The sequence below is a fragment of the Brevundimonas sp. genome, from assembly GCF_036676055.1.
Taxonomy (GTDB): Bacteria; Pseudomonadota; Alphaproteobacteria; order Caulobacterales; family Caulobacteraceae; genus Brevundimonas.
In genome coordinates this window covers 1-16996 of sequence record NZ_JAKFDS010000044.1, presented here as the reverse complement: position 1 = coordinate 16996, position 16996 = coordinate 1, and the positions used below count along the sequence as shown (strand labels likewise).

Annotated in this window: 22 protein-coding genes and 1 tRNA gene; 3 read left to right on the top strand and 20 right to left on the bottom strand. The window is 68.9% G+C overall.

Annotated elements, in window-relative coordinates; genetic code table 11:
* Window positions 1-53: 53 nt before the first annotated feature.
* Window positions 54-1505, bottom strand: a complete 1452-nt coding sequence (locus V6M45_RS07255; RefSeq protein ID WP_332655061.1) for a M1 family aminopeptidase — start codon at window positions 1503-1505, stop codon at window positions 54-56.
* 65 nt (window positions 1506-1570) lie between these two features.
* Window positions 1571-2560 (bottom strand): helix-turn-helix transcriptional regulator, encoded by a 990-nt coding sequence (locus V6M45_RS07250; RefSeq protein WP_332655059.1) that lies wholly within the window; start codon window positions 2558-2560, stop codon window positions 1571-1573.
* An 89-nt stretch (window positions 2561-2649) separates the two neighbouring features.
* Between V6M45_RS07250 and V6M45_RS07245 the strand changes: the two genes are divergently transcribed.
* Both V6M45_RS07245 and V6M45_RS07240 read left to right on the top strand, forming a co-directional pair.
* Complete coding sequence (locus V6M45_RS07245; RefSeq protein ID WP_332655057.1) at window positions 2650-2880, top strand: hypothetical protein; 231 nt, start codon at window positions 2650-2652, stop codon at window positions 2878-2880.
* Between the two features lie 72 nt (window positions 2881-2952).
* Window positions 2953-4434, top strand: a complete 1482-nt coding sequence (locus V6M45_RS07240) for a tetratricopeptide repeat-containing sulfotransferase family protein (protein WP_332655055.1) — start codon at window positions 2953-2955, stop codon at window positions 4432-4434.
* Here V6M45_RS07240 and V6M45_RS07235 read toward each other — a convergent pair whose 3' ends face one another.
* The 10 genes from V6M45_RS07235 to V6M45_RS07190 all read right to left on the bottom strand — a co-directional run bounded on the left by V6M45_RS07235 (window position 4435) and on the right by V6M45_RS07190 (window position 12216).
* On the bottom strand, window positions 4435-4860 hold the full coding sequence (locus tag V6M45_RS07235) for a DUF1801 domain-containing protein (protein ID WP_332655053.1): 426 nt from the start codon (window positions 4858-4860) through the stop codon (window positions 4435-4437).
* A 4-nt stretch (window positions 4861-4864) separates the two neighbouring features.
* Window positions 4865-6280, bottom strand: coding sequence for an NAD(P)(+) transhydrogenase (Re/Si-specific) subunit beta (locus V6M45_RS07230; RefSeq protein ID WP_332655052.1), 1416 nt, complete (start codon window positions 6278-6280; stop codon window positions 4865-4867).
* Between the two features lie 21 nt (window positions 6281-6301).
* Window positions 6302-6589 carry a hypothetical protein gene (locus V6M45_RS07225; RefSeq protein WP_332655051.1) on the bottom strand — a complete coding sequence of 96 codons (288 nt, stop codon included), beginning with the start codon at window positions 6587-6589 and terminating at the stop codon, window positions 6302-6304.
* Window positions 6586-6888 carry a hypothetical protein gene (locus V6M45_RS07220; protein WP_332655049.1) on the bottom strand — a complete coding sequence of 101 codons (303 nt, stop codon included), beginning with the start codon at window positions 6886-6888 and terminating at the stop codon, window positions 6586-6588. Before V6M45_RS07220 ends, V6M45_RS07225 begins: the two co-directional genes overlap by 4 nt.
* Window positions 6885-7199 (bottom strand): NAD(P) transhydrogenase subunit alpha, encoded by a 315-nt coding sequence (locus tag V6M45_RS07215; protein ID WP_332655047.1) that lies wholly within the window; start codon window positions 7197-7199, stop codon window positions 6885-6887. Before V6M45_RS07215 ends, V6M45_RS07220 begins: the two co-directional genes overlap by 4 nt.
* The gene (locus V6M45_RS07210; RefSeq protein ID WP_332655045.1) at window positions 7199-7474 is read right to left on the bottom strand and encodes a hypothetical protein; all 276 of its coding nucleotides are present in this window, start codon (window positions 7472-7474) and stop codon (window positions 7199-7201) included. Before V6M45_RS07210 ends, V6M45_RS07215 begins: the two co-directional genes overlap by 1 nt.
* Complete coding sequence (locus tag V6M45_RS07205; RefSeq protein ID WP_332655043.1) at window positions 7474-8607, bottom strand: Re/Si-specific NAD(P)(+) transhydrogenase subunit alpha; 1134 nt, start codon at window positions 8605-8607, stop codon at window positions 7474-7476. The genes V6M45_RS07210 and V6M45_RS07205 overlap by 1 nt, the downstream gene beginning before the upstream one ends.
* 73 nt (window positions 8608-8680) lie before the next feature.
* The gene (locus V6M45_RS07200) at window positions 8681-8935 is read right to left on the bottom strand and encodes an aa3-type cytochrome c oxidase subunit IV (protein ID WP_332655041.1); all 255 of its coding nucleotides are present in this window, start codon (window positions 8933-8935) and stop codon (window positions 8681-8683) included.
* Window positions 8871-10376, bottom strand: a complete 1506-nt coding sequence (locus tag V6M45_RS07195) for a serine hydrolase domain-containing protein (protein WP_332655039.1) — start codon at window positions 10374-10376, stop codon at window positions 8871-8873. Before V6M45_RS07195 ends, V6M45_RS07200 begins: the two co-directional genes overlap by 65 nt.
* Before the next feature lie 37 nt (window positions 10377-10413).
* Window positions 10414-12216, bottom strand: coding sequence for a M3 family oligoendopeptidase (locus V6M45_RS07190; RefSeq protein WP_332655038.1), 1803 nt, complete (start codon window positions 12214-12216; stop codon window positions 10414-10416).
* Window positions 12217-12315: 99 nt separating this feature from the next.
* On the opposite strand from V6M45_RS07190, the gene V6M45_RS07185 reads away from it, so the two are divergent.
* Window positions 12316-12786, top strand: a complete 471-nt coding sequence (locus V6M45_RS07185) for a DUF1203 domain-containing protein (RefSeq protein ID WP_332655036.1) — start codon at window positions 12316-12318, stop codon at window positions 12784-12786.
* 6 nt (window positions 12787-12792) lie between these two features.
* On the opposite strand, the gene V6M45_RS07180 is transcribed toward V6M45_RS07185, so the two are convergent.
* From V6M45_RS07180 to V6M45_RS07145, 8 genes are all read right to left on the bottom strand, one after another.
* Window positions 12793-13353, bottom strand: a complete 561-nt coding sequence (locus V6M45_RS07180) for a DUF2059 domain-containing protein (protein WP_332655034.1) — start codon at window positions 13351-13353, stop codon at window positions 12793-12795.
* A gap of 62 nt (window positions 13354-13415) precedes the next feature.
* Window positions 13416-13958, bottom strand: coding sequence for an NUDIX hydrolase (locus V6M45_RS07175; RefSeq protein ID WP_332655032.1), 543 nt, complete (start codon window positions 13956-13958; stop codon window positions 13416-13418).
* Between the two features lie 159 nt (window positions 13959-14117).
* Window positions 14118-14807 (bottom strand): 50S ribosomal protein L1, encoded by a 690-nt coding sequence (gene rplA, locus V6M45_RS07170; protein WP_332655030.1) that lies wholly within the window; start codon window positions 14805-14807, stop codon window positions 14118-14120.
* Window positions 14808-14811: 4 nt separating this feature from the next.
* The gene (gene rplK / locus V6M45_RS07165) at window positions 14812-15243 is read right to left on the bottom strand and encodes a 50S ribosomal protein L11 (RefSeq protein WP_324777633.1); all 432 of its coding nucleotides are present in this window, start codon (window positions 15241-15243) and stop codon (window positions 14812-14814) included.
* Window positions 15244-15440: 197 nt separating this feature from the next.
* Window positions 15441-16016, bottom strand: coding sequence for a transcription termination/antitermination protein NusG (gene nusG / locus V6M45_RS07160; RefSeq protein WP_332655026.1), 576 nt, complete (start codon window positions 16014-16016; stop codon window positions 15441-15443).
* A 10-nt stretch (window positions 16017-16026) separates the two neighbouring features.
* Window positions 16027-16311, bottom strand: coding sequence for a preprotein translocase subunit SecE (secE, locus tag V6M45_RS07155; protein WP_332655023.1), 285 nt, complete (start codon window positions 16309-16311; stop codon window positions 16027-16029).
* Between the two features lie 70 nt (window positions 16312-16381).
* A tRNA-Trp gene (locus tag V6M45_RS07150) sits at window positions 16382-16457 on the bottom strand.
* Between the two features lie 91 nt (window positions 16458-16548).
* Window positions 16549-16996 (bottom strand): transporter associated domain-containing protein (locus V6M45_RS07145; RefSeq protein WP_332655021.1); only part of this gene is annotated, 448 nt, incomplete at its 5' end.

The following is a 16996-nucleotide window of genomic DNA, read 5'->3' as shown; positions in this document are numbered from 1 at the left end:
GCGGGACATGATCTGCTCCGTCACGAGTTCGAGCGACCCTGGAGATCTCTTCGTCAGGAACCCGCCCCCGGCGCCGGCGTCTGATCCAGCACCACCCGCCCGGCCTCCAGCCGCATCGCCACCCCTGCCCGCTCCAGCAGTCCCGCGACCACCTCGGCCGCCTGCGGCGAGCCCTGATCCAGCAACATCTCCATGTCCCGCCGCAGCGACGGATCGCCCGACACCTCGTCCAGCGCTGTCAGCCACTCGTCCCGCGTCAGCACCGCGTCCTCCCGGCTGGCGTCGATCAGCGGCTTGAGGAAGTCGAACCAGTCCCCGCCGGTGGCGCGCCGCTGCGCCCCCTCGGCGACGAGGGCGAACACCGCCCCACAGGCGTAGTTGGCCCGGTGTTCTCCGCGTTCGGCGGCCTCGGCGACCGGCTCATCGGCCCGCGCGATGCAGTCGTCGACCTCCTTCTGCAGCTCGGCCCGGGCGTCCCAGTCGGGATCGATCGACTGCGTCGCCCGGATCGCCATCATGTCGGCCCCGCCCTCGGTGATCCAGGCGTCGCGGACGCGTTCGTAACTAACCACCTGGCCCAGCCAGAAATGCGCGCTCTCGTGGCCGATGAACCAACGCGACATGGACAGGACGCGGGCGGTCGGCTGCACCACGCCCTCGCCCTCGAAGGCCATGACGATCAGCCCCGGCATGACGCTGCCGCCCATCGAGGTGCGCCCCGGCGTCGGCCCGGTCCAGCTCATCATGATCGTCGGCCGCGCCGTCTGGCCCGCGCCGAGCCGTTCGGCGTAGAGGTCGGACACACGCGGGGCGAAGGTCTCGATGGCGTCGCCGATCCAGCCGGGCAGCTGCGGATCCGCCACCGTGGTCAGTCGCTCGCTCTCGACGATGTCGGCCTGGCCGAACAGCACATAGGTGTTCGCCTCGGCCTCGGTCACCTCGGCCACGCGGGAGCCGCGGAACAGCACAGGTCCGTTCTGATCGCGCCAGGTCACCAGCGCCGGCCCGGCCTCCATCGGATAGCCGTTGAGATCGGCCGGAACCTCGGCGACGTCGGCCGGCGACGCCAATGGGAACAGGTCGAACTGGCCGCTGGGCAGCGCCACCGATCCGTCGGTGAAGACCAGGGTGCTGTAATCGGCTTCGAGGTTCTCTGTCCGGGGCGTGAAGGCGATCCGGACCTCGCGGGGGACCGGCCCGCCGCCGGCGGCGCGCAGCACGTCGCGATTGCCGATCCGCTCCAGCACGACCCCGGGGGTCACGACCCGCCACTGCTCCAGCCGCCACGGCCGCCGCGACTCGCTGATCAGGGAGGAGCTGAAGAAGGCCCACACCGGCGCATCGCGGTCGAGCCGATAGTCGGCGGTCCAGGACTCTCCATCCCGGGTGACGGTCACCGCGGGCCGCGAGTCCGCGACCTCGACGGCCGCGGGAGGACTGGCGGCGGCGCAAGCGCCGGCTGTGAGCATCGATACCGCCAGCGCGGCCATGGCTGATCTGAACATTCAGGGTCCCCCTTTGCCCCGCGCCCATAGCGCGGAGACCCCGGCCGGGTCAGCTTAAGCTTTCGTCAGGCTTGGGCCCGATCGAGGGCGCGTCGTGCGGCCGCCAGCTCTCCCGCCATCACCGCCTTGAGTCGCGGCGGGTTCACGATCTGGACCTGCTCCCCCCAGGTGAACAGATGCCAGGCCAGTTCGCGCATGCCTGAGGCCCTGAACCGCACCACCACGCCGCCGTCCGCCTGGGCCTCGACGCTCTGGGTCGGGTGCCAGCGCCAGGCGCGCGCCTCGTCTGCGCCCTTGGGCGACACTTTCAGCACCACATCCTCGATCTCGTCCTGATAGATGCCGAATGACTGGCTGGCGAAGGCCTGCAGGTCGAAGTCCGCCGGCGCAGAGGCCACCCCCTCCTCGCCCCGCACGGCGCTCATCCGATCGAGGCGGAAGGTCTGGATGCGGCCGCTCTCGCGGTCGGCGGCCACCAGATAGTTGGCGCGGCCGAACATCACCCCGCACGGGGCCACGCTGCGGCTGCGCGCCTCGGCGCCCGGGCGGCTGTAGATAAAGCCCAGCGGCCGGCCGGCCAGAATCGCCTGCCGGATCTCGGCCAGCACCGCCTCATCCGCCGAGGGACGCGGCCCGGCCTGCACGGCGATGGTCTCGGCCCGCACCAGCGCCTCCAGATCGGGCGCCAGCCGGTTCAGGGTGGTCGAGCGCATGGCCGACTTCAGCTTGCGCTCCAGCCCCTCCAGCGCCGCCGCCCGCCCGGGTTCGCCGCTGGCCCGCAGCGCTTGCGCCGCCTTGGTCAGTTCGATCAGCTCGGCCGTGGTCGGGGCCTGCTCGAAGGCCGACAGGCCGCCGCGGATGCGCCAGCGCTTGTTCGGCGGGTCCGACACCTCCTCGGTCTGCGGGAACAGGCTGATCACGGCGTCGCGCAGCCGTTCCGCCGTGCGTCGCCCCACGCCCAGATCGCGCTCGATCTCGCCGATCGTCACGCCCTCGGCGCTGGCGGCCATGCGCCGCGCCAGGTCGATCACCAGGGCCGCCTTGTCGTGTCTCATGCGGCGGAGAAGAGCATACGTCCGATTTTGACGCAACGCTGTCCCATAGTCGAACCATCGACAGAAACACCGCTTCAGGAGTTCCTCCCATGGCCCGCACTTTCGCCCCCGCTTCCGCCGTCGCCGCCAGCCGCTACCTGATCGTTCCCTGCGAGGCCGACGGCTGCGGCGACCTCGCAGTCATCTGGGACCGGCTGGAGGAGCAGGTCATCGACGTCATCGACGCCCGCCTGTCCGCCCGTTACGCCGACGAGGACGCGCTGTGGGACGAGGCCCGTCCGGCCTTCGACCCGGCCGAAGATTTCCGTATGGCCGCCTGATCCCTGTCCGCCGGCTTGCGGCGGCGCGCCGGGACCGCTAGCCCTCCTCCTGCCCCGGGAGGATGAACGAGCATGACGACGCAGACGGTGGACGGAGCCCAGCTGGTCAACGGCGCCCTGGCCGCGTTCCAGGCCCGTGAGCGCGATGACGCCGCCCTGCTGCTGGCCCGGGCGCTGCAGGCGAACCCGCCGCTCGGCGCCCGCTGGGCCTCGGTGTCGCGACTGGCCGCCACCCTCGGAGAGATCACCCTGGCGCTGGCGGCGGCGCGCAAACACATCGCCTCGACGCCGACCGCCGAGGCGCGACTGGCCTATGCCCAGCTGCTGATCCAGAGCGGCCGCACCCAGGACGCCCTGCGCGAAGGCGCCGCCCTCGCCCGCGAGCGGCCCAACGACCCCGCCGCCCTGCATTTCCTCGCCACCTGCCAGGTCCAGCTGGGCGATCACGACGCCGCCGTCGCCAACCTGCGCCGGATCATCGCCCTGCCGAGCGTGCGTCTGGGGGCCGAAAACGCCTGGCATGTGCTGGCCGACATCAAGAAATTCACGCCTGACGATCCTGACATCGCGCAGATGGAAGCGATGCTGGAGCGGATCGGCACGACCGACGCCAACCGTCAGAGCCGCATCGTCATGCTCTACGCCCTCGGCAAGGCGCTCGACGACGCCGGCCAGAGCGATCGCGCCTTCGCCTGTTTCGACGAGGCGGCGCGGCTGCAGAAGATCGACAGCACCTTCAACGCCGCCCAGGCCGACGCCTTCGTCGAGGCCGTGGTCAAAGGCTACGACCGCGCCTTCATGGACAGCCTGCCGAAGAGCACGGTCGACAGCGACCGACCGATCTTCGTTCTGGGCCTGCCGCGCTCGGGCACGACCCTGGTCGAGCAGATCCTCGTCAGCCATTCGCAGGTCGTCGACGGCGCCGAGGCCAATCTGTTCCGCCCCGCCGCCATGGCCATCAAGGGCTACACCCCGGATGAGGTCCGCGCCTCCTTCGACCGCCCTGACGCCGCGACCCTGCCCGACCGCATCGCCCGCGCCTATCTGCATCTCGTCGACGAGCGTTTCGGCAAGACCGGCCGCGTGGTCGACAAGACCCTGAACCAGACCCGCTACCTCGGCCTGATCCATCAGGTGCTGCCGAAGGCGAAACTGATCTGGCTGCGCCGCGACCCCGCCGGCATCGCCTGGTCGTGCTACCGCACCCGCTTCGCCAGGGGCGTCGACTGGACCCGTTCGCTGACCGACATCGCCGCCTATTTCAAGGGCGAGGACCGGCTGCACGCCCACTGGTCGGCCGTGCTGGGCGACAGCCTGCTGACCGTGCCCTACGAGGCGCTGGTGGACGATCCGGAGACCTGGATGCGGCGCATCATTGAGCACGCCGGTCTGGAATGGGAGGACGGCGTCCGCGACTTCCACAAGACCGAACGCGCCGTCACCACCGCCAGCTTCGCCCAGGTCCGCAAGCCGATGTACGCCTCGTCGAAGGAGGCGTGGAAGCGGTATGAGACGCAGCTGAAGCCGTTCTTCGACGCCTACGGCAAGGGCTGATCAGCCCGCGGGATAGCGTTCGCGCATGGCCTCGACGGACCATCGGCAGAGACGCCGCAGCTTTTCGTCGTCGAGGTCCGAAAGCCGGTTGAAGTAGAGGCAGGAGACGCTGGTCTTGTACTTGCCGAGCCCCTCCATCAGGTCGGGGCGCTCGGTGAAGCCCGGCATGATGTAGAGGGTCATGTTGGCCTTGCGCGGCGAGAAGCCGATGATCGGCCAGTCGGCGGGCTTGTTGGTGGTGTTGACGTAGGTGTAGCGGCCGAAGCCGACGATCGACGGCCCCCACATCACGGGTTTCTCGCCAGAGACTTCCTCCAGCAGGGCGCAGAGCTTCGCGGAATCCTCGCGGCGGCCGGCGTGTTCGACCGAGGCGATGAAATCGGCCGGCGGGACGTCGGTGGGTTGGGTCTTCAGTTCAGAAGCCATGGCCTCACAGCGCCTTCACGATTCCCTCGACCATCTTCTTGGCGTCGGCGAACAGCATCATGGTGTTGTCGCGGAAGAACAGCTCGTTCTCGACGCCGGCATAGCCGCTGCCCATGCCGCGCTTGATGAACAGCACCGTGCCCGCCTTCTCCACGTCCAGCACCGGCATGCCGTAGATCGGGCTCTGCGGGTCCGTCTTGGCGGCGGGGTTGGTGACGTCGTTGGCCCCGATGACGAAGGCCACGTCGCAGCTCGAGAACTCGCTGTTGATGTCCTCCAGCTCGAACACCTCGTCATAGGGCACATTGGCCTCGGCCAGCAGCACGTTCATGTGGCCCGGCATGCGGCCGGCGACGGGGTGGATGGCGTATTTCACCTCGACCCCTTCTTCCTTCAGCTTGTCGGCCATCTCGCGCAGCGCATGCTGGGCCTGGGCAACGGCCATGCCGTAGCCCGGGACGATGATCACCTTCGAGGCGTTCTTCATGATGAAGGCCGCGTCCTCGGCCGAGCCCTGTTTGACCGGCCGGGTCTCGACCGCGCCGGCGCCGGCAGCGGCCGTCTCGCCGCCGAAGCCGCCGAGAATGACGCTGATGAAGCTGCGATTCATGCCCTTGCACATGATGTAGCTGAGGATGGCGCCCGAGCTGCCGACCAGCGCCCCTGTGATGATCAGGGCGATGTTCTCGAGAGTGAAGCCCAACGCCGCCGCGGCCCAGCCCGAGTAGGAGTTGAGCATCGACACCACCACCGGCATGTCCGCCCCGCCGATGGGAATGATCAGGGTCGCGCCCAGGATCAGGGCGATCAGGAACACGCCCCAGAAGGCCCAGGTCGCCGTCCCGCCCGAACCGATCATCACCCCGATCAGCAGCACCAGCCCCAGCGCCAGGGCGATGTTGATCAGGTGCCGCGCCGGCAGCAGGATCGGCGCCCCGCTCATGTTTCCGTTCAGCTTGGCGAAGGCGATCACCGAGCCGGTGAAGGTCACCGCCCCGATGGCCACGCCGAGGCTCAGCTCGATGATCGACAGGGTCTTGATGCCGCCGGCCGCCGTGGCGATGCCGAAGCTGTCGGGCGCATAGACCGCCCCCACCGCCACCAGACAGGCCGCCATGCCGACCAGCGAGTGGAAGGCCGCCACCAGCTGCGGCATCTGGGTCATCTGCACCCGGGCCGCGATCAGGGCCCCGGCCCCGCCCCCGACCACCACCCCGCCGCCGATCAGGGCCAGGGTCAGCGGATCCAGCGTTCCCGTCGACCACAGCGTGGCCAGCGTCACCGCCACGGCCAGGGCCATGCCGACCATGCCCAGCGTATTGCCGCGCCGGCTCGTCTCCGGGCTCGACAGTCCCCGAAGGCTGAGGATGAACAGGACGCCGGAGACCAGATAGGCCAGGGCCGCGATCGATGCGTTCATGCGGTCAATTCCCCCTCATCGTCACTTCCCCGCCGGCGGACAGGCCGTCCGCGCCAGCCGCCACAGGGCCGCGGCGATGAACAGCGGGCCGACGAAGACCATAGCCCAGTCCCAGATGCTCATCGGCTTCAGCTGCGCCACGATGCGCAGCAGCACCGACGAGAACAGCAGCACCACCCCGCTGTCGAGAAAACGCAGTTTGCGAATGGCGTCTTTGGCGCCGAACCAGCTCCACAGGGCCAGACCCGTCCCGATCGCCGTGGCGACCCAGGATGCGCCGATCGCGAAGGTCTGGATGTCGAAGCTCACCGGGGCCGCTTCCTCGGGGCCAGACGGCCCTGATGCACGGAGCGGATGCCGTTCATGACGAAGATCAGACCCACGCCCAGCATGGCTACGGCGAGGAACCACTGCTCCTTCACCCCGTAATCATACGCCTTCCACAGCCAGAACAGGCTAATGACCGGATAGATGATCGCCGCGATGACGCGCTCGGCCGACTGCCGCTTCTCGCCCTCCAGCCGCCCGCCGAAGATCAGGAAGCCGATCACCAGGATCAGGACGACCGGAAAGGCGACGAGGAAATACAGATCGGGCGCGGGAATCACTTGGGTCGTTCCTTCTTGCGGTACATCGCCAGCATGCGCCGGGTGACCATGAAGCCGCCGAAGATGTTGACGCTGGCCAGGGTCACGGCGGCGACGCCCGCGCCCTTGGCGATCCAGCCGTCGTCGCCGCTCGCCGCAGCGGCCGCGATCAGCCCGCCGACCACGATCACCGACGAAATGGCGTTGGTCACCGCCATCAGCGGCGTGTGCAGCGCCGGCGTCACGCTCCAGACGACATAGTAGCCGACGAAGATCGCCAGCACGAAGATGGCGAGGCGGAAGATGGTGGGGTCGACGGGGACGTGTTCCATCAGGCGGCTCCGCGTTTAGGTTCCAGGCGACCACGATGGGCGAAGAGATCGACGATCAGCCAGAGGGCCTGTGCCGACGCATACAGGAGTGGTCTTTGAGAGGAGCCACCCTCGAACTCCAACTCGACAACAAGCCTCGCCAGGCAGATTGCGATCAGGACGCCATGAACAACGACAATCCGGGTGTAACCCCCGTGCCACCGTTTGGTGAGCCAGAACAGGATCCGACTCAAAACGAATGTGCCGAACAGGGCGCCGGCGACCAAGAGGACCATCATCCCCTCCCCCCCTCATGCACCACGGCCCCGCCGTGGGTCACCGCGGCCGCCTTCAGGATTTCGTCCTCCAGATCGACCGCCAGCGCTCCGTCCACAACCATCAGCCCCACGAAGGCGGCGAGGTTGCGCGCATACAGCGCCGAGGCGTCGGCCGGGATGCGGCCCGCCATATTGGTCCAGCCGACGATCTGCACGCCGCTGGTCGTGGTGACCACCTCGCCCGCCTTCGCCCCCTCGACATTGCCGCCGTTATCGATGGCGAGGTCGACCAGCACGCTGCCCGGCTTCATCGAGGCCACATGCGCCGCCGTGACCAGTCGCGGCGCCGGGCGGCCGGGGATCAGGGCGGTGGTGATGACGATGTCCTGCTTGACGATATGGCTGGCGGTCAGCTCGGCCTGCTTGGCCTGATACTCGGCCGACATCGGCTTGGCGTAGCCGGCGGCGGTCTCGGCCGCCTTGAACTCCTCGTCCTCGACGGCGACGAATTTGGCCCCGAGGCTCTCGACCTGCTCCTTCGAGGCCGGCCGCACGTCGGTGGCCGTGACCACGGCCCCCAGCCGCCGCGCCGTGGCGATGGCCTGCAGCCCGGCCACGCCCGCCCCCATGACGAAGACCTTGGCCGGGGCGACCGTGCCCGCCGCCGTCATCATCATCGGAAAGCCCTTGCCGAAGGCGTACGCCGCCTCGATCACCGCGCGATAGCCGGCCAGATTGGCCTGGGACGACAGGGCGTCCATGACCTGGGCCCGCGAGATGCGCGGCACGAACTCCATGGCGAAGGCGGTCACGCCCTGGCCCGCCAGCGCCGTCACCGTCTCCTTGTCGCGATACGCATCCAGCAGGGCCACGACCACCGCTCCGGGCTTCAGGGCGCTGGTCTCCTGCGCCGTCGGCCCGCGCACCTTCAGCAGGATGTCGGCGCCCGACAGCACCGCCTTGATGTCCTTGGCCACGGTCGCGCCGGCGGCGGCGTAGTCCGCATCGGGAATGGACGAGCCGGTCCCCGTCCCGGCCTCGACCGTCACGGTCGCGCCGAGGGCGATCAGCTTCTTCACCGTTTCCGGAGTGACGGCGCAGCGCGTCTCGCCGTCACGGCGTTCGCGGGTCACGGCGATGGCGACAGCCAAGCGAATCCCTCCGTCTTCTCACGACGGAGGAACGTTAGGCTTATCCAGGACGACCCGTCAAAAGCGAAGGACGCTAGTGGGTCTTCTTGCCGGACTTGAGGAAGAAGAAACCGGCGACCAGCACCACCACCGCGGTGATCGCGCCGCCGATGAAGCTGCCGCCCGGCTGGAACCACAGCACCAGGAAGGCCAGCGTCGCCGCCGTCAGCAACGAGCCCCACTTGGCCAGGTTGATGAACAGGTCGAAGGTCGACGCCTGTTCCTCAATGTGCTGCGAGCCGCGAACATAGTTGTCGTGCGCGTCGGAGGCGGAGTGCGGGTCGGCCATGATCGGGTCCGGAATCTGGTAAGGCGTTGGCCGCTCTTATAGCGGGGCCCGCCGCGCGCTCAAGCGGGCGGCGACAATTCGCATCGCCGGCCTGGTCCAGCGCCGCCAGCACGTCGCGGGTGAAGGCGATGTGGTCGAACCGCCCGCCCGCCGGATCCTCGCCGCGACGGACGATGACGATTCTCCGGCTGGGCACGATGACGACGTACTGGCCACGGTTCCCGTTGGCCGAGATCGCATCGGTCGGAACGCCCTCCGACTTGTCGAACAGCCAGAAGGTCGCGCCATAGCCCTGCTCGCCGTTCGGCTGCGGCCCGGACGGCCGCGAGACATAGTCGCGCCACCCCTCGGGCAGGATGCGGACCCCGTCCACCACCCCGTCACCGACGTACAGCTGGCCGAACCGCGCCAGATCGCGCGCCGTCGACCACACCTGGCTGGACAGCACATAGTTGCCGCGCCAGTCGGTCTCGGCCCATGTGTCGTACATGCCCAGGGTGCGGAACAGGTCCGCGGGCGGATGCTCCTCGAAGGTCGGCGCGATGGCGAGGATGGCCAGCAGGATGTCGTTGTTGGCATAGCGGAACCGGGAAGCCGGCGCCGCGATCAGCGGCCACGTCGTCGCCTGCTCGTCCACCCCGACCCCGCCGAAATAGAGGGCGTCGGTGCGATTGCCCGCCGTATCGCTGGTCAGGCCCGAGGCCATGCGCATCAGGTTGTCGAGCGTGATGGCCGCGCGCGGATCGCCTTCCCGGCTCCAGTCGGCGATCGCCGCCGGCGCGTTCACATCGACCTCGCCCCGCTGGACGGCGGCGCCGATGATTGTGCCTGCCAGTGACTTGGCCACCGACCAGGTCCGCTGGGGCGTGTCCGGACCGAAGCCCTGCGCATACCATTCGCCCACCAGCCTGCCGTCCTGAAGGACGACGATCGCCGTCGTTGATGAATGCTCCCCGTATCCGCCCCCAAACGCGAGTTCGACCGCGTTCGTCAGGGGCCCGTCGAGGCCGGCGAGCACGTCCGCTGATCCCGCCTCCTCGAAGAAGGGGATATCCGCTGGCCGCAGCGGCGCCCCCTCCCCGCCGGGCTCGCCTGTCCAGCCCACAGGCAGGATGCTGCAGCCCTGTCCAGGACGATAGACCGCCGTCCGCGGCGGCACGGCGTCGTCCCAGGCGACCGAGACGCGGGATCCTTCAACCTCGACCGGCATGTTCCGGACCAGGGCATCCAGTTCGGGATAGATTCCGACCAGCTCGTTGGCCTCGACGCTTTCGACCGTGCGCGACGCGCCCGCCGCCTCGGCGTTCTTCAGCGCGCCACAGACCATCAGAGCCTTGTATCCGGCCGCCATGGCGCGGGTCGTCGGCGTCGGTTCGGCAGGACTCTGCGCCACCGCCGGAAGGGCGAAGGCGATGGCGGCGGCGAGGATCAGGTTGCGCATGGGGCGGACGCTCGCCCGGGGGCGCCGGTGCGTCAACTCAGACCAGCGCCTCGAACCGGTCGATCAGCCCCTCCAGCCGCTTCGTGCCTATGGTCCAGAAGGCCGGGTCGCGCGGGTTCAGCCCGAACGGCGCCAGCGCCTCGACATAGCCCTTCGACCCGCCGCCGGCGAGCAGCGCGCGATACAGCGGCGTGAACCCCTCAGGGTCCTTCGCCCGCGTCTCCATCAGCGCCGCCACCAGCAGGTCGCCGAAGGCGTAGGCGTAGACGTAGAAGGGCGAGTGGACGAAGTGGCTGACATAGCTCCACCAGTGCTCATAACCGGGGTTCAGCGTCACCGCCGGGCCCAGCGACCCGCCCATCTCCTCCAGCCAGATCTCGCCGATCCGCTCGACCGGCAGTTCCCCCTTCGCCCGCTCGTCGTGGAAGCGCGTTTCGAACCGGTGGAAGGCGATCTGGCGCACCACGGTGTTCAGCCCGTCCTCAATCCGCCCCGCCAGCAGGCCGCGCTGCTCGGCCTTGGGCGCCGTGGTCAGCAGCCGGTCGAAGGTCAGCCCCTCGGCGAAGATCGACGCCGTCTCGGCCAGGGTCAGGGGCGTATCCGCCAGCAGGCTGCCCTGCCCGGCCGCGAGCGTCTGGTGCACCCCATGGCCGAGCTCGTGCGCCAGGGTCAGCACGTCGCGCCGCTCGCCCATCCAGTTCAGGAACACATAGGGATGGCGGTCCGAGGTCACCGGATGGGCATAGGCCCCCGACTGTTTCCCCGGCCGCGCCCGGCCGTCGATCCACGGCTTGTCGAAGAAGCCTCTCGCCCGGTCGGCGAACTCCGCTCCGAGATCCGAGAAGCTCTCCAGCACCAGTTCACGCCCCTGCGCCCAGTCGTAGCCGCGCGGCGCGGTGGTCTCGATCGGGGCGTTGCGGTCCCACTGGTCCAGCTTCACCTTGCCCATGGCGCGGGCCTTGAGGGCGTAATAACGGTGCGACAGGCGCGGATAGGCGGCCCCGACCGCCTCGGCCATGGCGTCGACCGCGTCGCCGTCCACCTCATTGGCCAGATGCCGGCCGTCGGCGGGGCGTTTGAAGCCGCGCCATTTGTCTTCCAGCGCCTTGTCGGCGGCCACGGTGTTGAGCACCAGCGCCATGGTCTTCACCCGCGCGCCCAGCGCCTCGTTCAGCCCCTCGGCCGCCGCCTTGCGCCGCGCCGCCTTCGGGTCCGAAAGCCGGTTCAGCGCCTCGGCCAGGGTCAGTTCGTCCTTGCCGGCCTTCACCTTCATCGCCGCCAGCGTCTCGTCGAACAGGCGCGGCCACTGGGCGCTGATCGGCCCCCGCTCGGCCAGGAAGGTCTCCAGCTCCTGCGACAGCTCGTGCGGCTTCATCGCCCGCACCCGGCGCAGCCACGGCCGCCAGCGGGCGACGGCGGGCGCCGCGGTCAGGGCGGCCTCGATCTCAGCCTCCTCCAGCTGGTTGATCTCCAGCGTGACCCAGACCGTCGGGGTGGCGATGGCGGTGATCTTCTCGCGGACGGTGGCCTCGAAGCCCTGCGCCCCCGCGTCGTTGCGGTCGGTCGAGGCGGCGAGGAAGGCGTAGGCGCCGAGGCCGCCCAGCAGGTCGGAGGCCTGTTCATACAGGGTCACCGCCCGATCCAGCCGCTCGCCCAACACGGCGGCGTCCGATCTCGCCTCCAGCAGCCGCCCCTCGAGGGCGTTGAGCTCGTCCACAAGGGCGCGGGCCCGGACGAGGTCGGCCTCGATCCGGGGGTCCTGGCGCGAGGCGTAGAGGTCGGTCAGGTCCCACAGCGGGGCTTCGGCGGAATCGGCGGGGGTCTGGAAGGGCGCGTTCATGCCCTCCGTTGTGGGGACGCGCGCGCTTCGGCGCAACGGCCGAAAACCGCCAGACCTCCGGAGCGACGTTTGCGACACCGGCCGCGAAGGAGACCCCCAATGAGCTTTCGCATCCACGGCCTGCCCCTGGCGCCGTTCCGGCCCCTGTTCGATCTGGACGACGCCGCCCTTCTGGCGCTCGGCGCGCGGCGGATTGTGGCCGACGCCCCGCACGCCGCCCCCTGCCGGGTCAGCCTCGCCGATGCGACGCCGGGCGAGCGGTTGATCCTGCTGAACCATCGCCACCTCGACGCTCCCGCCAGCCCCTACCGCAGCGAAGGCCCGATCTTCGTGCGCGAGGCGGCCGTCGAGGCCGCGCCCGCCCCCGGGGAGGTTCCGGACATGCTGGGCCGCCGCCTGCTGTCGGCCCGGGCCTATGACGCCGACGGGATGATGACCGACGCCGATGTGGTCGAGGGCTGCGATCTCGCCGGGCGGCTGGAGGTCTGGCTGGCGGATCCCGCTGTCGCGACGGTCCACCTGCACACGGCGCGCCGCGGCTGTTTCATGGCCGAGGCCAACAGGGCCTGATCGGCCCTATTTGGGCGCAGGCGCGACCAGAACCTCGCCGCGCATGCGCCGCTGGAGCTCCTCGAGTTCATTGGCTTCGCATCCGTAGTGCTGGCAGATGCGGGCGGCCATCTTGTCCATCATCTGCGGCAGCACGGTCATGGCGGCCCGGTTGGCTTCCGGCATGGCCACCATCGTCTTCTCGAGAATCGTACGCCCGAGTTCCGTGTCATAGAACTCAATCAGGGCCTCGAGCTCGGTCTCCGTGAAGGCCCGGGCGTAGACCGGGATCATCGCGTCGATCATCCGCGGGACCATGTCGGTGGTCAGCTCGCCGGTCAGATCGACGAGGAACCGCTGGTCCTCCGCCGGAAGATTTCGTGTGTCGGGGTCGAGGGACGCCTGGTCGGCGATCATCTGGCGAATGGCGTCGTCGAACTGCTCCGTCATGGTCAGGTCGATATACCGCCGCGTCAGCGCCAGTTGCCGGGCCGAAGGCTCCGACGCCGCCTGGGGCGCCTCGCTCGCCCGCACCGGCGTCGCGGTCAGGGTCGCCCCCGCCAGCACCGCCGTCAAACATACAATCATTAAGCGCATCGCATCCCCCTTTCGCGCATATTCCGCGAAGGCGTGTCCGATGACAACCCGGCTCAGGGCCGGAAAGCGGCGATCAGGGCCTGCAGGTCCGGCTCGTCCACCCGGCGCGCCGCCTCCTCGCGCGGCAGCCAGACACGCTCGCGTTCGGCCCGCTCCTGCCAGTCCGCGTGCTCGACTGTCACCTCCAGCCCGTACAGGTCGACCGCGCACCAGCGCGCCGCCCGCCGCTTCAGCACCTTCAGATAGCGGAAACTGCCCAGCGGCCGTTCGCCGACCACGCCCTCGACCCCGGCCTCCTCCAGCGCCTCCTGCGCCGCGGCCTCGGCGTCGGTCTTGCCGGCCATGCGGCCGCCCTTGGGGGTCACCCAGCGCCGCGTCTCGCGCGAGGTGACGAGCAGTATCTCGACGCCGTCCGGTCCGCGCCGCCACGGCAGGGCGGCGACCTGGCGTCGCTCGGCCCGCCCGGCGGGGGGAGCCTCCCCGGGCGTCGGCTCCGGCGCGGCCGTTCCGTCCCCCGCATCGACAGGCCGGTGATGAAGACCCCGGCCGGCCGTCCGACGTCCTCCGGACAGCAGCGCCCGGAACCAGCGTATCATCAGCGAATCTCCCGCAGCCCGTATCGGTCAGTCCCGCGTTGGGCGGGGCGCGTCAACCCGTCTGCATACGGAGTATTTGCCTCACACCGCCGGCGGGCAAACGAAAACGGCGGCGGAGATCGCTCTCCGCCGCCGTCCCGTTCAGCTCTGGTCAGACGATCAGGCGTTCAGCGACGCCGGGTCGATCTTGAAGCCCGGGCCCATGGTGGACGACAGGCTGATCTTCTTGACGTAGGTGCCCTTGGCGCCCGCCGGCTTGGCCCGGGTCAGGGCGTCGACGAACGCCTTGACGTTGGCTTCCAGCGCGGCCTGGTCGAACGAGGCCTTGCCGATGCCGGCGTGGACGATGCCCGCCTTCTCGACGCGGAACTCGACGGCGCCGCCCTTGGCGTCCTTGACCGCTTGCGCGACGTTCGGGGTCACGGTGCCGACCTTCGGGTTCGGCATCAGGCCGCGCGGGCCCAGCACCTTACCCAGACGGCCGACCAGGGCCATCATGTCCGGAGACGCGATGACGCGGTCGAAGTCCATGAAGCCGCCGTTGATCTTCTCGTACAGATCCTCGGCGCCGACGTGCTCGGCTCCGGCCGCGCGGGCTTCATCAGCCTTGGCGTCCTTGGCGAAGACGGCGACGCGGACGTCACGGCCCGTGCCCGAGGGCAGGTTGACCACGCCGCGGACCTGCTGGTCGGCGTGACGCGGGTCGACGCCCAGGTTGACGGCGATCTCGATCGACTCGTCGAACTTGGCCGAGGCGTTGGACTTCACCGCCGCGATGGCGTCGGCGAACGGCATGTCGACGGTGACGTCGCCGGTGCGGGCCTTGAAGCGCTTGGTTTGCTTGGCCATGTGCTTAGCCCTCCACGACGTTGAGGCCCATGGCGCGAGCCGAGCCTTCGATGATCTTGGTCGCCGCGTCCAGGTCGTTGGCGTTCAGATCCTTCATCTTCTTTTCGGCGATCTCGCGCAGCTGGCCGCGCGTGATCTTGCCGGCCACTTCGCGGCCGGTCATCTTCGAGCCCGAGGTGATCCCGGCGGCCTGCTTGATGTAGTGGGTCGCGGGCGGGGTCTTGGTGACGAAGGTGAAGCTCTTGTCCTGATAGACGGTGATCACCGTCGGCAGGGGCGTGCCTTTGACTTCCTTCTCGGTGCGGGCGTTGAACTCCTTGACGAAGCCCATGATGTTGACGCCGCGCTGGCCCAGAGCGGGGCCGATCGGGGGCGACGGCGTGGCGTTGCCGGCCGGCACCTGCAGCTTGATGTAGCCGAGAATCTTCTTGGCCATTGGTCTCTCCTTACAGTGGTCCCGAACTCAATCGGAACCGGTGAGCCGTGGTCCGGCATGGCTGCCTCCCACGGATTTATGCGGGCGAACCCGCACCGCCCCATCCGGAGCGAGGCGCGCGTGTAGCGGATACGGGGCCGAAAAGCAAACGGCGGCCCGGAAGGCCGCCGCTGCGATACGTTCCGATGGAGGCAGGCCTAGGCCGCGCTCTTCTCGACCTGGCTGTACTCCAGATCCACCGGGGTCGGGCGGCCGAAGATGGACACGGCCACGCGCAGGCGGGCGTTGTCCTCGTCGACGCTCTCGACCTGGCCATCGAAGCTGGCGAACGGGCCGTCGATGACCTTGACGGTCTCGCCGATGTCGAAGCGGATGGTGGGCTTCGGACGCTCGACGCCCTCTTCCACGGCCCCGATGATGTTCTGGACCTCACGCTCCGAGACCGGCAGCGGCTTGGTGCCGCCGGCGGCGCCGAGGAAGCCCGTCACCTTCGGCGTGTTCTTGACCAGGTGATAGGCGTCGTCGGTCATCTCCATCTTCACCAGCACATAGCCGGGGAAGAATTTGCGCTCCGAGTTGACCTTGCGGCCGCGGCGGATCTCGACGACGTCCTCGGTCGGCACCAGGATTTCCGAGAAACAGTCCTCCAGCCCCTGCTGGCGCGCCTGGTCCGTCAGGTGCTGCGCCACCTTCTTCTCGAAATTCGAGTAGGCGTGGACGATGTACCACTTGTGGCGCGGATTGGCGGGCTTGGCGGGAGCGGCGTCGGTCATGGGCGGTCTCTTACTGGCCGATAGCCAGGATGTTGCGCGAGGCGAAGGCCAAGCCGGTGTCGACGACGAAGAAGAAGATCGAGGCGATCACGACCATGATGAAGACCATCACCGAGGTGATCCACGTCTCCTTGCGGCTCGGCCACACGATCTTGCGGCCCTCGGCGCGCACCTGGCTGAAGAACTGCGGAATCGAGACCCGCGGCTTCTTCGGAGCGTCCGCCGCGACGGCGGCGCCCGCGATCGCGGGTTGAGCAGTCTGGGGGCGGCGCCCGGGGGTCTTGGCCTTGGCCATCACTGATCCGTCAAAGAATTGATCCTGTCGCCCCCAGATAGGAAGCCCTATCCGGCGGCGACAGGGGAAATGGCAGGAGTTGGGGGACTCGAACCCACGACCCCCGGTTTTGGAGACCGGTGCTCTACCAGCTGAGCTAAACTCCTGGATGCAATCACAGCGCGCCCCGAAGGACGCATGTGATCGCCAGACCGGGGCGTATGCCCGACGCCGTGCGGGTTTTCAAGGGCGGAAGGGTCAATCGTCGTGGTGCGCCGCCACGGCGCTGGCCTCGTCCTCGGGCTTGACCACCTGGCGGAACAGCAGCTTGTCGATGCGGCGATCGTCCATGTCGATGACCTCGACCTCGAAACGGCCCAGCTGCAGCATCTCGCCCTCGTCAGGCACCCGCGACAGCTGGTGCAGCACCAGACCGGCCACGGTATGGAATCCTTCCGCCTCGCCGAAGTCCTCGCCGAGCGCGTCGGCCAGTTCCTCGATGTCCGCCTGGCCGTCGACCATCCAGCTGCCGTCCTCGCGCTGGCGGATATAGGCCTCTTCCTCGTCGTGGCCCTCGTCGAAGTCGCCGGCGATCATCTCCAGCAGGTCGGTGGCCGTCACCACGCCCTCGAAGGCGCCGAACTCGTCGACCAGGAAGGCCATGTGGACCTTGGACGCCTTCAGGATCTCCAGCGCCTTCAGCACC